This is a genomic window from Solibacillus faecavium (assembly GCF_014836905.1).
Lineage (GTDB): Bacteria > Bacillota > Bacilli > Bacillales_A > Planococcaceae > Solibacillus > Solibacillus faecavium.
Genome location: NZ_JACSPZ010000004.1, coordinates 44,812 through 59,058, shown reverse-complemented (window position 1 = coordinate 59,058; position 14,247 = coordinate 44,812). Strand labels below are relative to the sequence as shown.

Sequence of the window (14,247 nt, the reverse complement as noted above, 5' to 3'; positions counted from 1 at the left end):
ACCTTTTTCGTATACTCAATTATTTTTGCCAGCGCTCCGATACTTTACCACGCTTGCGATCCCGATGTAGTAAAAAGCCTGCAAAAAACAAAAACGCTACTGCAAAAAAGATGGCGCCTACAATGAATTGTAACCAAATCCATGGAAATGGTGAAATTAATATACCAAAAAGAGTATCGCGCATAAATTTAATACCAGCAGCCATTAATATTGCTGGAATGACTAGAACGATAAATGCAGCCATACGTGCCATTAAAAGACCTCCTACCGACTGATTGCACAGCCTACCGTATAAACAGGCTAATGTCATTAATATTGAAGTTTCACTTAATTTTACAATGACACAAAAGAATGTCAATAACATCAATCCAATTTAACGAATTCTATTAAAAGATATGTCGAATTTACATCAACATGTTATGTTGGCATAATAAAAGCCTCATAGAAAATATTGCATTTTTTAATGATAATAAATGCTCAAAATAGTCCGAATTTTCTAATTTAATTAAATTTGGAGATTTCTAGTTGCATCATTTTTAAATTATAAGTATTGTAAAAATAACGATAATAAAATTATACAAATTTAAGTATTTATTATCTTAATTAACAAAATATAATAATATACGAGAAAGTAAGCGCTTTCTTAATTGGAGGAGTAGAGTATTATGGAGATTTTCAAGTACATGCAGAAGTATGATTTTGAGCAAGTTGTCTTTTGCCAAGATGAAGCATCGGGGTTAAAAGCGGTAATTGCAATTCATGATACAACATTAGGTCCAGCTCTAGGAGGTTCACGGATGTGGACTTATGCCTCAGAGGAAGCGGCAATTGAAGATGCACTTCGTCTAGCCCGTGGAATGACATATAAAAATGCGGCGGCAGGTTTAAATTTAGGTGGTGGTAAAACCGTAATTATCGGGGACCCATTCACAGATAAAAATGAAGAAATGTTCCGCGCTTTAGGGCGCTTTATCCAAGGCTTAAACGGTCGTTACATTACAGCAGAAGATGTAGGTACGACAGTGGCCGATATGGATTTAATTCACGAAGAGACAAATTATGTAACAGGTATATCGCCAGCATTCGGCAGCTCTGGCAATCCGTCGCCAATTACAGCATATGGTGTATTTTTGGGGATGAAAGCAGCAGCGAAGGAAGCGTTTGGCGATGATTCACTGTCGGGTCGTACAGTATCAGTACAAGGGCTTGGAAATGTTGCATATACTTTATGTGAATATTTACATAAAGAAGGCGCGAAATTGATTGTAACCGACATTAATCAGCAGGCGATCGACCGTGTCGTATCAAATTTTGATGCTGTCGCAGTTGCACCGGATGCAATTTACGAGCAGGAAGTCGATATTTTCTCACCATGTGCACTTGGCGCTATTGTGAATGATGTAACGATTCCACAATTAAAAGCAAAAGTGATTGCAGGATCGGCGAATAACCAGCTGGCAGAATCTAGACACGGTAAAGTATTGCATGAAATGGGTATTGTCTATGCACCGGACTATGTAATTAATGCTGGTGGTGTAATTAACGTTGCTGACGAATTATACGGCTATAACCGTGAACGTGCGATGAAGCGGGTTGAGACGATTTACACAAGTTTAGAGAAAATTTTTGCGATCTCGAAAAAGGAAGATATTCCAACATACTTAGCAGCGAATCGTTTGGCTGAAGAGCGTATTGCCCGTGTAGCAAAATCCCGCAGTCAGTTCCTGCAAAATGAAAAAAACATATTAAATGGACGTTAATAGATTTCTTCTAGCTTCTTGCTAAAAGATAAAGCCTTTGTTAAATGTGACGGGTGTGGTTTTGCAACAAAATGCCACATCCGGATGACTGCAGAGGTGTATTGGATTTTAAATGCAAAAAGGGGTGTTGGAAATGGCGAAAGATTATGATGTTGTGATTTTAGGCGGTGGCACAGGCGGTTATGTTGCTGCAATCCGTGCATCACAGCTTGGCTTGAAAACGGCAATCGTTGAAAAGAATAAGCTTGGGGGCACATGCCTACATGCGGGCTGTATTCCTACGAAGGCATTGCTCCGCAGTGCAGAAGTATATGTACAATCAAAAAAAGCGCTTGATTTTGGAGTGGAAGTTAATGATGTAAAGGTTAACTTCGAACAAGTTCAAAAGCGGAAGTCAAACGTCGTAGAGCAACTTTATAAAGGTGTCCAACACTTAATGAAAAAAGGGAAAATTGATGTATATGACGGTTTCGGTCGTATTATGGGTCCTTCTATATTCTCTCCGATGCCAGGTACCATTTCAGTAGAAATGAATGACGGTACGGAAAACGAAATGCTTGTCCCGAAAAACGTAATTGTTGCGACAGGCTCCCGTCCTAGACACCTGGATGGGTTAAAAGTCGATGGGGAAAAAGTTTTCACATCGGATGAATTTTTAACAATTGAAAAGCTACCTAAGTCTGTCATTATTATCGGTGGTGGTGTAATCGGTGTTGAGTGGGCTTCGATGCTTGTTGATTTTGATGTCGATGTCACGATTTTGGAGCTGGGTGACCGTTTATTACCGACAGAGGATGAAGCGATTTCTGCTGAAATGCTTAAATCATTGAAAAAGCGTGGTGTAAACGTCCATCTGAATGTGAAGCTTGATCCTTCAGCAATTAATGTACAGGATAATGTATCACTACAGCTGAATGATAAGGAAATTTCGGCAGAGGCACTTCTATTGTCAGTCGGAAGAATAGCGAATACAAAAAATATCGGACTTGAAAACACGGAAATAGAAGTCGAAAATGGCTTTATTTCAGTAAATGATAATTTCCAGACGAAAGAAAGTCATATATATGCTATTGGAGACGTTATCGGTGGAATGCAGTTGGCACACGTTGCATCACATGAAGGTATTTTGGCAGTGGAACATATTGCTAGCGGAAATTCCAATCCACTTCATTACGCCAACATTGCAAGAGGTGTTTACAGTAATCCGGAAGTAGCTAGCGTTGGTCTTACAGAACAACAAGCAAAAGATAACGGCTATAATGTCGTATCGACAACTTTCCCGTTCAAGGCAATAGGTAAAGCAATTGTTTATGGGGAAACAGAAGGATTTGTAAAAGTCATTGCGGATGAAAACACAAATGATTTAGTAGGTGTACACTTAATTGGTCCTCATGCGACAGATTTAATATCTGAAGCAGCACTAGGGCTATTTTTAAACGCTTCTCCTTGGGAACTTGGACAAATGGTGCACTTGCATCCTTCGTTGAGTGAAATTATCGGAGAAGCAGCACTTGCAATTGAAGGAAAAGCAATCCACTTTTAACTTCTTATAATTTTTAGCGCTATGATTCAATTATGCAAAGAAATAATTGATAAATGATAGGGGGTATTTTATGACTGAAACAAATATTACACACGAAGAGTTAGGGTTAACGGATGCAGATGCAATTAAAATGTATGAAACGATGCTAATGGCTCGCCGTATAGATGAGCGTATGTGGCTATTAAATCGTGCAGGCAAAATCCCGTTTGTTATTTCATGTCAAGGACAGGAGGCGGCTCAGGTAGGGGCTGCATTTGCACTTGACCATACGAAGGATTATATAGCACCATACTATCGTGATATGGGGGTAGTCCTTCATTTTGGCATGACAGCAAAGGATTTAATGCTTTCTGCCTTTGCAAAAGCTGAAGATCCAAATTCAGGCGGTCGTCAAATGCCGGGACACTTCGGACAAAAGAAAAACCGCATACTTACGGGATCATCGCCTGTAACGACACAGTTACCGCATGCAGTCGGTGTGGCACTTGCAGGAAAAATGCAGCAAAAGGACTTTATTACATTCGTGACATTAGGTGAAGGTTCGTCAAACCAAGGGGATTTCCATGAAGGAGCCAACTTTGCAGGCGTTCATAAATTACCGGTCATTATCATGGTTGAAAATAATCAATATGCAATCTCTGTTCCGGTAGAACGTCAGTTGGGCTGTGCACAAGTGTCTGACCGTGCAATTGGTTATGGCATGCCTGGGGTAACAGTAGACGGCAAAAATCCGTTGGAAGTGTATAAAGTTATTAAAGAAGCAGCGGATCGCGCACGCAGCGGTGGGGGCCCTTCTTTAATTGAAACGGTTACTTTCCGTTTAACGGCACACTCTTCAGATGATGATGATCGTCAATACCGTACAGCCGAGGATATTGCAGAAGGAAAGGCAAAAGATCCGATTCTTCTTTTCGAAGCATACTTAAAAGACCGCGGAATTGCGGATGATAATTTATTTGAGCAAATAAATGATCGCATAATGCAAACGGTTAACGAGGCGACAGACTATGCAGAAAATGCAGCATATGCCTCACCGGAACATGCGATGCGTTTCGTGTATGCGGAAGGAGAGGATGCGTAATGCCGGTAATTTCTTATATTGATGCGATTAACTTAGCAATGAAAGAAGAAATGGAACGTGATGAGCGTGTCTTCGTATTAGGAGAAGACGTCGGTTTAAAAGGCGGGGTATTTAAAGCAACAACTGGTTTATATGATCAGTTTGGTGAAGCACGTGTGCTCGATACACCTTTAGCTGAAAGTGCCATAGCAGGTGTTGCGATTGGAGCAGCGATGTATGGGATGCGTCCAATTGCTGAAATGCAGTTTGCAGACTTTATTATGCCAGCAGTGAATCAGATTGTTTCAGAAGCAGCAAAAATCCGCTACCGATCTAACAATGACTGGAGCTGTCCGTTAGTTGTCCGTGCTCCATTTGGCGGTGGGATTCACGGTGCACTATATCATTCACAATCGGTAGAAGCAATGTTTGCCGGGACACCAGGATTAAAAATCGTTATTCCTTCAACGCCATATGATGCAAAAGGATTATTAAAAGCGGCTATTCGCGATCCGGACCCAGTGTTATTTTTTGAACATAAGCGTGCTTACCGCCTGATTAAAGGGGAAGTACCTACAGATGATTATATATTGCCGATTGGCAAAGCGGATGTGAAGCGTGAAGGTGATGATGTCACAGTGATTACGTACGGATTAGCTGTTCATTTTGCCCTACAAGCTGCAGAGCGTTTAGCCAAAGATGGTATTGAAACACATATTCTGGATTTGCGGACAGTGTATCCTCTTGATCAAGAAGCGATTATTGAAGCCGCAAAGAAAACAGGGAAGATCCTGCTTGTAACAGAGGATAATAAAGAAGGTAGCATTATGAGTGAAGTAGCGGCGATTATTGCAGAGCATTGTCTATTTGATTTAGATGCACCAATCAAACGATTGGCAGGACCTGATGTTCCCGCGATGCCATATGCACCAACAATGGAAAAGTTTTTCATGATTAATCCTGACAAAGTGGAAAAGGCAATTCGCGAACTCGCAGCGTTTTAGAATTTATAATGTAATACATTTTTATTCGAAAGTTGAGTATGCGCTGGCCACAAACTTATAAAAGAAGGAGTTGATTGAAATGAAGGGGAGGCGACTCCTGCGGGAAGAGCACGAGCGGAAAATCCACTTATTTCGGAATGTATTCCGAAATAAGTTAGTTGGAGCCGTGCCCGCGGAAAGCGTCCGACCCGGAATGGAAATCAACTCTTACATTATGCGGAGGAATCATATTAAATGTGGAAATTTGTACTATTTCACCAAAGTGTTATTAGTTAAAGGGGGATTGTTAAATGACCATTCAAAATATTGTCATGCCACAACTTGGCGAAAGTGTAACAGAAGGTAAAATCGAGCGTTGGCTAGTCCAGGTGGGCGATAAAGTAAATAAATATGACCCGTTGGCAGAAGTGACGACAGATAAAGTAAATGCAGAAATCCCTTCTTCTTTTGCTGGTGTTATTAAGGAACTCATCGCTTCTGAAGGCGAAACTCTACCGGTAGGAGCAGTTGTATGTACGATTGAAATAGAAGGGTCCGAACTGCCACCTGCACCTGTAGAAAAAAGCTCAAATGTCAGCTCAGCAATTTTAAATGCAGGAGTACAGCGAAAAGAAGAAGAGCCGGTTGCAAAAAAAGAGGAGAAACCAGCTCGTACAGAACGAAAACCGGGCAGATTTTCTCCGGCAGTTTTAGCATTGGCAAATGAACATGATGTAGATTTGTCCCAAATCGAAGGTACAGGAACGGGCAACCGTATTACGAGAAAAGATGTCGAAGCATACGTGGCAGCTGGAAAGCCTACTAATCAAGCAATCTCAAATGATGAACAACCAGTAGCATTTGTTGAGCCACAGCATGAAATGACACCTCAACCACAGCCTTCGTCACCGTCTCCAGCTGCACCACGTCCAAACGAACAAGTGACGGCTGCAGGAGATATTGAAATTCCGGTAACACAAGTACGTAAAGCGATTGCGAAAAACATGCTGCGCAGTACACATGAAATTCCTCATGCATGGATGATGATGGAAGTGGATGTAACCGAGCTTGTCGAATACCGAGATAGCATTAAAGAGGAATTTAAGAAAAAAGAGGGCTTTAACCTAACTTATTTCGCATTCTTCCTAAAAGCTGTTTCGCAGGCGTTAAAAGAATATCCAATCATCAACTCTGTATGGGCTGAAGATAAAATTATTCAAAAGAAAGATATTAATCTATCAATTGCAGTTGCTACAGATGATGCATTGTTTGTGCCGGTTATTAAAAATGTCGATGAAAAATCGATTAAAGGCATTGCAAGAGAAATTCACGAATATGCACATCTTGTACGCACTGGGAAGCTGAAACTCGAGCATATGCAAGGTGGTACATTTACGGTCAACAATACGGGTTCATTTGGTTCTGTTCAGTCAATGGGCATTATCAACCATCCACAAGCAGCAATATTACAGGTGGAAAGTATTGTAAAGAAGCCTGTAATAGTACAGGGTAATATGATTGCACCTAGGTCCATAGTAAATTTATGTTTATCATTAGACCACCGAATTTTGGATGGTATGATTTGTGGTAAATTCCTATCTCGTGTGAAGGAAATTCTCGAAAACGTAGATAAAAAGAAGATGTCAGTCTACTAAAAGTACCGCGAAAGCCTGTAAAATAAGGCTTTCGCGTTTTTTTTTACTTTATTGTCAGAACATTCTCGTGTAAAATATAGTACAGAAATATAACAAGGGGGGAAGCTACTAAGCGTCCACATGTCAATGAATATGAAAGATATTGAATTTCAGTCTGCTAGCTACAATCAGTGGAAGGAAGAAGCGGTAAAAGCTTTAAAAGGAAAACCGTTTGAATCCCTATTCACAAAAACGATTGAAAACATTACGCTTGAGCCACTATATACACAAGAAACATTATTGGAGAAGCTGGGGGATCAATTAGAAAAGCAAGTATCAACGATTCGCTCGCTAACTGAGTCAGCAAGTTTTACTGTTGCACAGCAAATTAATGGGGCAGATGCTGCAAGCTTTTTTGCAAACCTAGAAGAAAGCTTATTACGTGGCAACGAAATGATTACTATCTACAGCCCTGTTGCTTTTGACTGGTCAGAAGAAAATTTAAGCAAACTCGCTACTTATTTTTCTGAAAATTCATTTAAAGTTACAGTGAAATCTTCTGAAGATGACGTGTTACGTGTATTTGATTATATAGATAAATCAAAACGTGCAGCTGTAAAAGGATTCATTGTTGCACCAGAAGCCATTTTGCTGGCTGATTATCCAAACGTCCGTACATATGCGGCCGACACAGTTCCGTTCCACAATGATGGCGCAAATGCAGTTCAAGAGCTTGCTATTGCATTAGTACAAGCTGCTGAACTGGCTAAAGATACGGATGATTTCAAAACGTTTGAAAATAAATTTTTCGTGCAATTTGCTGTCGATACACAATTCTTTGCAGAAGTCGCAAAAATCCGTGCATTCAAAGTGTTATGGAAAGCGTTTACTTCAGCATTTGGTCATGAAGCAAGTGCAGTAACGGTAGTAGCTGAAACATCTGTACGTAGCTTCTCAAAGTATGATGTATACGTAAACTTATTACGCGCAGGAAACGAAGCATTCTCAGCGGCAATCGGTGGTGCCGATGTAATTACAGTGCATCCACATGACGCATTAACAGCACTGACTGGCCAATCTGTCCGTATTGCACGCAACGTATCCCTTGTTACAAAAGAAGAGTCTCACGTAACAAACGTAATCGACCCAGCTGGTGGTTCGTACTTTATCGAATCATTGACAGCGGATTATGTAAAAGAAGCATGGGCACTGTTTTTGGAAATCGAAAAAGCAGGCGGATTACACGCTTACGGCATTGATGCAAAAATTGAAGAAGTTTATAACACAAGAATTGCGCAAGTGGAAACACGTAAGCATTCTTTAATTGGTACAAATATTTATGCAAATCCTGTAGATGAAATCCCTACAGCTGAAAACGCTCAATTTGCTGATGTGAAGCGTATTGCACTTCCATTTGAAAATTTGCGTGCTAATTTTGCTCAATCAGGATTAAAGCCAGCTATTTTAACATTTGGTGAGCTGAAAAACTATAAACCACGTGCTGATTTCGTACAAGGCTTCTTTGCAACAGCAGGAATTGTGGCACATCAAACTGCCGGGTTCCAAACAATTGAAGATGCTGTGCAGTGGTTAGAAAGCGCGGAATATGATTATGTGGTTGTTGCAGCTACTGATGATGATACAAAGGCCATTTTACCGACACTGCTACAAAGTAAAAAAGCAAATGTCGTACTGGATGTTGCTGGTAAATTCAAAGATGATGAAGCAGCATGGACTGCAAATGGCTTAAAGGGCTTTATTTTTGCGGGTCAAAATATTGTTCAAAAACTAAATGATGTCGTGACGCGTGTGAAGGAGGTACAACAATGAGTAAAGCAAATTTCGAATCCGTTGTAATTGAAGATGTGCTAAAGGCGGAGCAACTTACTTCTACAGGCTCATATTTAACAAATGAAGGCATCGAAGTAAATTCGGTATACAATCAAGCAGATAATCAACAAGCTAAACATTTAAATGATGTGGCAGGTATCGCACCTAATACGCGTGGACCATACCCTACAATGTATGTTGCTCGTCCATGGACAGTTCGTCAATATGCAGGCTTCTCGACAGCAGAGGAATCAAATGCGTTTTACCGTCGTAACCTTGCGATGGGACAAAAAGGTTTATCTGTAGCATTCGACTTAGCAACACACCGCGGCTATGACTCAGATCACCCTCGTGTAACAGGGGATGTCGGAAAAGCCGGAGTGGCAATCGATTCTGTTGAAGATGCGAAAATTTTGTTTGACGGAATTCCGTTGGATCAAATGTCGGTATCAATGACAATGAATGGTGCTGTACTACCTGTATTGGCTTTCTATATTGTGGCTGCAGAAGAGCAGGGCGTTTCACCAGACAAATTGGCAGGAACGATTCAAAACGACATTTTAAAAGAGTATATGGTGCGTAATACGTATATTTACCCACCAGCTATGTCGATGAAAATTATTGCCGATATTTTCGAATATACAGCTAAATACATGCCAAAATTCAACTCGATTTCAATTTCAGGCTACCATATTCAAGAAGCTGGTGCGACGAATGATATCGAGCTTGCTTATACATTGGCTGACGGTTTGGAATATGTACGTACAGGATTAAAAGCAGGGATTGATATCGATGCATTTGCACCACGATTATCATTCTTCTGGGCTATCGGTATGAATTACTACATGGAAATCGCAAAAATGCGTGCAGCACGTCGTATTTGGGCACAAATGATGTCTACATTTAACCCGAAAAATTCAAAGTCTCTTGCACTACGTACACACTCGCAAACATCAGGCTGGAGTTTAACGGAGCAAGACCCATTCAATAACGTAACGCGTACATTAATCGAAGCGAATGCAGCAGCGATGGGGCATACTCAATCACTTCACACGAATGCACTCGATGAAGCAATCGCCTTACCAACAGACTTCTCGGCTCGTATTGCACGTAATACACAGTTATTCCTGCAAGAAGAAACGGGTATGACGAAAGTAATCGATCCATGGGGCGGTTCGTATTATGTTGAAAAACTAACAGAAGAACTGACAGAAAAAGCATGGGAATTAATCGAGGAAATTGAAGGGCTAGGCGGTATGGCAAAAGCGATCGAAACAGGTCTGCCAAAAATGAAAGTTGAAGAAGCTGCGGCAAAACGCCAGGCAAAAATCGACTCAAAAGCAGAAACGATTGTTGGGGTTAACAAATATCGTCTTGCTGAAGAAGATCCGATTGATATTTTAGATATCGACAATGCAATCGTTCGTGAAGCACAAATTGCCCGACTTGAAAAAATGAAGGCAACACGTGATGAAGCGGAAGTGCAAAAACATTTAGCCCGTCTTACAAAAGCAGCTGAGGACGGCTCTGAAAACTTATTGGCGATTGCTGTAGATGCAGCTCGCGCACGTGCATCATTAGGTGAAATTTCTGATGCGATTGAAGCGGTATCAGGTCGTCATAAAGCGATTATCCGTTCAATTTCAGGGGTATATTCAGCAAACTTCTCAGATGATGAAATGATTGCTGAAGTAAAACAAATGACAGAAGATTTCCTAGAAGCAGAAGGCCGTCGCCCACGTATTTTAGTGGCGAAAATGGGACAAGACGGACATGACCGCGGTGCGAAAGTTGTTGCAACGGGCTATGCCGACTTAGGCTTTGACGTAGATATTTCTCCATTATTTATGACACCAGAAGAAACGGCTCAAATGGCAAACGAAAACGATGTTCACTGTGTTGGTGTTTCTTCACTTGCAGCAGGACATAAAACATTAGTGCCTGAATTAATCGCGGAACTGAAAAAACTAGGTCGCGAAGATATTATCGTTATTTGCGGCGGGGTTATTCCAGCTCAAGACTACGATTTCCTATATGAAGCGGGTGCTGTAGCCATTTTCGGTCCAGGTTCAGTAATTCCGGTTTCAGCAATGCGTATCATAGAAGAAATTTATAAAAAGCTAGGCTATGAGGAAGTGGCGGAATAATGAAGCCACATCAAGACAAAAGTGCTTTATTTGTCATGGATGGCGTGAAGGGTGGTCATGATGGTATGAGCTATTCAAACCCAAAGAAATTCAGGAAAAAAAAGCAGGAAGCGCTTGATATTCAACAGTTAGCAGGGGAAGTTCGAGCTGGTGACCGTACATCGCTTGCAAAGGCAATTACGCTTATTGAAAGCTCGAACAATACCCATAAAGAAGACGCACAAAAGCTATTACAAGAGCTTTTGCCACATACAGGCAATGCAATTCGGATAGGTATAACAGGTGTTCCGGGGGCAGGCAAAAGCTCATTTATTGAAGCGTTTGGCACAATGCTCTGTAAAATGGGGAAGCGTGTAGCCGTGTTGGCGATAGATCCTAGCTCGTCACTTTCAGGTGGCAGTATTTTAGGAGATAAAACACGGATGGAAGAACTAGTGCGCCAAGAAAACGCATTTGTTCGTCCATCACCTAGTGCCGGAACATTAGGCGGTGTTCATAAAAAATCTCGTGAGACTATGCTCTTATGTGAAGCGGCCGGCTATGACGTGATTTTAATCGAAACAGTCGGTGTCGGACAAAGTGAAACGTATGTACGCGGCATGGTCGATTTCTTCCTGCTGCTCGTATTAACGGGTGCAGGCGATGAGCTGCAAGGTATGAAAAAGGGCATCATGGAGCTTGCAGACGGTATTATCGTCCATAAAGCGGATGGTGACAATGTTCGCCCGGCACGTCGGACAATGCAGGAATACAAACAAATACTTCACTTCCTGCAGCCATCTACACCAGGCTGGTTAAGTACAGCTTTAACTGTTTCTTCAATGGAGAAAAAAGGCCTGGATAATGTTTGGGCGATGTTGATGGAATTTGAGCAGACCGTGAAAGAGTCCAACTATTGGAATCTTCGCCGTCATAAACAAACACGTGATTGGTTCCATTCGATGATTACCGACCATTTAATCGATTCGTTTTATAAAAATTCAGATCGTAAAAAGCAAGTACGTTCACTTGAGGATGAAATTTTGCATGGACGTTTAACCGTTACACAAGGGGTCAATACATTATTTGGTGAAGAAGATAATAATAAATGAATCAACAGTCTTTGCACATCTTTCGTAACCTTGCTATAGTAAAAAGGAATATTGAAAGGGGCTAAAAAGCTTATGAACATGGATTATGATTTATTTATGCAACAAATTACAACGACTGCACGTGCAGAAATGGAAGCAGCAGGCTATGAACAACTGCGCACTCCGGAAGAAGTAGAAGCAGCGTTTGCTCGTAAAGGGACTACACTTGTAATGGTGAATTCTGTATGTGGCTGTGCAGGCGGTATTGCACGTCCAGCAGCAACACATGCTGTACATTATGATAAACGTCCGGATTATTTAGTAACAGTATTTGCTGGTCAAGATAAAGAAGCGACAGCAGCTGCGCGTTACTATTTCGGTGAAGATCACATTCCATCATCACCATCATTTATCTTATTAAAAGATGGTCAAGTTGTTGGAGAAGTGGGTCGTTTTGAAATCGAAGGTCATGATCCAATGAGTGTAGTAACAAACCTACAAGGACACTTCGAAGAGAACTGCGAAGAAATCTAAGCAATTATTTTAAGTGGACGGGTGTCATAATGTGCACCCGTCACACTTACTATAAAAAGGGGGTACTACCGATATGAAAAAATTTTCAATCGGCTATCGTACACTGAAAACAGCGCTTGGAGCTTCTATCGCGATAGCAATTGCCCAGTATTTTGATTTACAGTTTTTTACGGCGGCCGGAATTTTAACGATTTTATGTATTCAGCCAACTAAACGAAAGTCTCTCCATGCAGTTTATACGAGAGGCGTTTCCACATTAGTAGGTATGACTTATGCATTCATATTTTTCGAAATATTCGGTTATTCACCGATAGTTTTGGGGATTGTTTTACTTCTATTCATACCTACGATCGTATCATTGCGGGTTGTGGAAGGCTTTATCTCGAGTTCTGTCATTATGATGCATATTTTTTTAACTGCTGATTTTACAACCGATTTACTATTAAATGAATTGGGATTAATGGCAATCGGCTTTGGCGTCGGGGTAGTTATTAATATGTACATGCCTGATATACAGCACGGCCTGTTTTACAATCGTGAAAAGATTGAATCATTATTAAAGAAAATACTGGCGGAAATTGCCGTGTATTTACGAAATGGTGATACGTTATGGGATGGTAAAGAAATTATTGAAGCCGCAAAGGTGATTGATGCAGGGAAAGCACTGGCATTCAAAGATGTAGAAAACCATTTAACACGTAAAGAGAATAGATATTATGTGTATTTTGATATGCGTGAAAAGCAGCTCGAAATTATTGAACGTGTGTTGCCTAAAATTACTACACTGCCAGTTATGACAGAGCAGGCGCCACTAGTTGCAGCATTTATTGAGGACCTCAGTGAACATGTTCACTCGGGAAATACCGCAAGTCATTTTTTGGAGAAGTTGGATAAAGTGAAGGAAGAGTTTGCAAAAATGCCGCTGCCTAATGACCATGAGACGTTTATTGCGATGGCATCGTTGTATCAGTTTATTGAGGAAATGGATGCTTATCTTGTTATAAAGCAATCATTTAAAGGTTTGAAATAAAAAAATGGATGTACGAAACATCCATTACATGATTGCTGCTACGCCCATTGCCACAGTTGAAATTAACATAATTACAACCATTGAATAAACGACGATCTTTTGGAATTTTTTGTTGCTCATTGTTTTCGCTCCTTCATAATGAACTAATTTTAGTTTAACAAATCTGAAGGAATTCTCAAGTACTAATGAATTACCTCATAGAAATTTTATTATAAGGGAGTCAAACATCGTGGAAAAAGTCGATCATATTGGTATTGCTGTACGCAATATTGAAGAACGTATTACATATTACACAGAAACGCTAGGTTTAAAGCTTTTAAAAATGGAAGAAGTAGAATCTCAGCAAGTGAAAGTAGCGTTCATTGATGCAGGAAATGTGAAAATTGAGCTTCTCGAACCGATGAGTGAGAAGAGTGCGATTCACGGCTTTTTGGAAAAGCGTGGAGAAGGCATTCACCATGTTGCTTTTGGTGTAATGGGGATCCGCGAGCGCATGGCAGAATTACGTGAAAAAGGTGTAAGACTGCTGTCGGACGAGCCAGGCCCAGGTGCTGGTGGCGCAGAAGTGGCGTTTTTACATCCTAAAGACTCATTTGGTGTACTTTATGAATTATGTGATAAAAGCGGAAAAGGGGATAAATAACGATGACAATTAC

Annotated in this window: 13 protein-coding genes; 11 read left to right on the top strand and 2 right to left on the bottom strand. The window is 40.8% G+C overall.

Annotated features, from left to right (window positions below):
* Nucleotides 1-19: 19 nt before the first annotated feature.
* Nucleotides 20-253 (bottom strand): DUF2627 domain-containing protein, encoded by a 234-nt coding sequence (locus H9635_RS09510; RefSeq protein WP_191699963.1) that lies wholly within the window; start codon nt 251-253, stop codon nt 20-22.
* Nucleotides 254-665: 412 nt separating this feature from the next.
* On the opposite strand from H9635_RS09510, the gene H9635_RS09505 reads away from it, so the two are divergent.
* The 10 genes from H9635_RS09505 (at nt 666) to H9635_RS09460 (ending at nt 13,591) form a co-directional block, all read left to right on the top strand.
* On the top strand, nt 666-1,760 hold the full coding sequence (locus H9635_RS09505; protein WP_191699961.1) for a Leu/Phe/Val dehydrogenase: 1,095 nt from the start codon (nt 666-668) through the stop codon (nt 1,758-1,760).
* Between the two features lie 133 nt (nt 1,761-1,893).
* On the top strand, nt 1,894-3,303 hold the full coding sequence (gene lpdA, locus H9635_RS09500) for a dihydrolipoyl dehydrogenase (RefSeq protein ID WP_191699959.1): 1,410 nt from the start codon (nt 1,894-1,896) through the stop codon (nt 3,301-3,303).
* 70 nt (nt 3,304-3,373) lie between these two features.
* A complete protein-coding gene (locus H9635_RS09495; RefSeq protein WP_191699958.1) occupies nt 3,374-4,384 on the top strand; it encodes a thiamine pyrophosphate-dependent dehydrogenase E1 component subunit alpha in 1,011 nt (336 codons plus the stop codon).
* Nucleotides 4,384-5,367, top strand: a complete 984-nt coding sequence (locus tag H9635_RS09490; protein ID WP_191699957.1) for an alpha-ketoacid dehydrogenase subunit beta — start codon at nt 4,384-4,386, stop codon at nt 5,365-5,367. Before H9635_RS09495 ends, H9635_RS09490 begins: the two co-directional genes overlap by 1 nt.
* 290 nt (nt 5,368-5,657) lie before the next feature.
* The gene (locus tag H9635_RS09485; protein ID WP_191699956.1) at nt 5,658-7,001 is read left to right on the top strand and encodes a dihydrolipoamide acetyltransferase family protein; all 1,344 of its coding nucleotides are present in this window, start codon (nt 5,658-5,660) and stop codon (nt 6,999-7,001) included.
* 132 nt (nt 7,002-7,133) lie between these two features.
* Nucleotides 7,134-8,810, top strand: coding sequence for a methylmalonyl-CoA mutase family protein (locus tag H9635_RS09480; RefSeq protein WP_318245199.1), 1,677 nt, complete (start codon nt 7,134-7,136; stop codon nt 8,808-8,810).
* The gene (scpA, locus tag H9635_RS09475) at nt 8,807-10,957 is read left to right on the top strand and encodes a methylmalonyl-CoA mutase (protein ID WP_191699954.1); all 2,151 of its coding nucleotides are present in this window, start codon (nt 8,807-8,809) and stop codon (nt 10,955-10,957) included. Before H9635_RS09480 ends, scpA begins: the two co-directional genes overlap by 4 nt.
* Nucleotides 10,957-12,048: a methylmalonyl Co-A mutase-associated GTPase MeaB gene (gene meaB / locus H9635_RS09470; protein ID WP_191699953.1), complete on the top strand. Its 1,092-nt coding sequence runs from the start codon at nt 10,957-10,959 to the stop codon at nt 12,046-12,048. The genes scpA and meaB overlap by 1 nt, the downstream gene beginning before the upstream one ends.
* 72 nt (nt 12,049-12,120) lie before the next feature.
* Nucleotides 12,121-12,561: a BrxA/BrxB family bacilliredoxin gene (locus H9635_RS09465; RefSeq protein WP_191699952.1), complete on the top strand. Its 441-nt coding sequence runs from the start codon at nt 12,121-12,123 to the stop codon at nt 12,559-12,561.
* Between the two features lie 73 nt (nt 12,562-12,634).
* Nucleotides 12,635-13,591 carry an aromatic acid exporter family protein gene (locus H9635_RS09460; RefSeq protein ID WP_191699951.1) on the top strand — a complete coding sequence of 319 codons (957 nt, stop codon included), beginning with the start codon at nt 12,635-12,637 and terminating at the stop codon, nt 13,589-13,591.
* 24 nt (nt 13,592-13,615) lie between these two features.
* Here the strand turns inward: H9635_RS09460 and prli42 are convergent, their stop codons facing one another.
* Nucleotides 13,616-13,711 carry a stressosome-associated protein Prli42 gene (prli42, locus tag H9635_RS09455; protein WP_008404197.1) on the bottom strand — a complete coding sequence of 32 codons (96 nt, stop codon included), beginning with the start codon at nt 13,709-13,711 and terminating at the stop codon, nt 13,616-13,618.
* Nucleotides 13,712-13,820: 109 nt separating this feature from the next.
* Between prli42 and mce the strand changes: the two genes are divergently transcribed.
* Nucleotides 13,821-14,234, top strand: a complete 414-nt coding sequence (gene mce / locus H9635_RS09450; protein WP_191699950.1) for a methylmalonyl-CoA epimerase — start codon at nt 13,821-13,823, stop codon at nt 14,232-14,234.
* Nucleotides 14,235-14,247 lie beyond the last annotated feature (13 nt).

What these genes read in the sequence shown, in the direction of transcription:
- H9635_RS09510 (WP_191699963.1), bottom strand. Translation starts at nt 253, where the DNA reads ATGGCACGTATGGCTGCATTTATCGTTCTAGTCATTCCAGCAATATTA.
- H9635_RS09505 (WP_191699961.1), top strand. Translation starts at nt 666, where the DNA reads ATGGAGATTTTCAAGTACATGCAGAAGTATGATTTTGAGCAAGTTGTC.
- lpdA (WP_191699959.1), top strand. Translation starts at nt 1,894, where the DNA reads ATGGCGAAAGATTATGATGTTGTGATTTTAGGCGGTGGCACAGGCGGT.
- H9635_RS09495 (WP_191699958.1), top strand. Translation starts at nt 3,374, where the DNA reads ATGACTGAAACAAATATTACACACGAAGAGTTAGGGTTAACGGATGCA.
- H9635_RS09490 (WP_191699957.1), top strand. Translation starts at nt 4,384, where the DNA reads ATGCCGGTAATTTCTTATATTGATGCGATTAACTTAGCAATGAAAGAA.
- H9635_RS09485 (WP_191699956.1), top strand. Translation starts at nt 5,658, where the DNA reads ATGACCATTCAAAATATTGTCATGCCACAACTTGGCGAAAGTGTAACA.
- H9635_RS09480 (WP_318245199.1), top strand. Translation starts at nt 7,134, where the DNA reads ATGAAAGATATTGAATTTCAGTCTGCTAGCTACAATCAGTGGAAGGAA.
- scpA (WP_191699954.1), top strand. Translation starts at nt 8,807, where the DNA reads ATGAGTAAAGCAAATTTCGAATCCGTTGTAATTGAAGATGTGCTAAAG.
- meaB (WP_191699953.1), top strand. Translation starts at nt 10,957, where the DNA reads ATGAAGCCACATCAAGACAAAAGTGCTTTATTTGTCATGGATGGCGTG.
- H9635_RS09465 (WP_191699952.1), top strand. Translation starts at nt 12,121, where the DNA reads ATGAACATGGATTATGATTTATTTATGCAACAAATTACAACGACTGCA.
- H9635_RS09460 (WP_191699951.1), top strand. Translation starts at nt 12,635, where the DNA reads ATGAAAAAATTTTCAATCGGCTATCGTACACTGAAAACAGCGCTTGGA.
- prli42 (WP_008404197.1), bottom strand. Translation starts at nt 13,711, where the DNA reads ATGAGCAACAAAAAATTCCAAAAGATCGTCGTTTATTCAATGGTTGTA.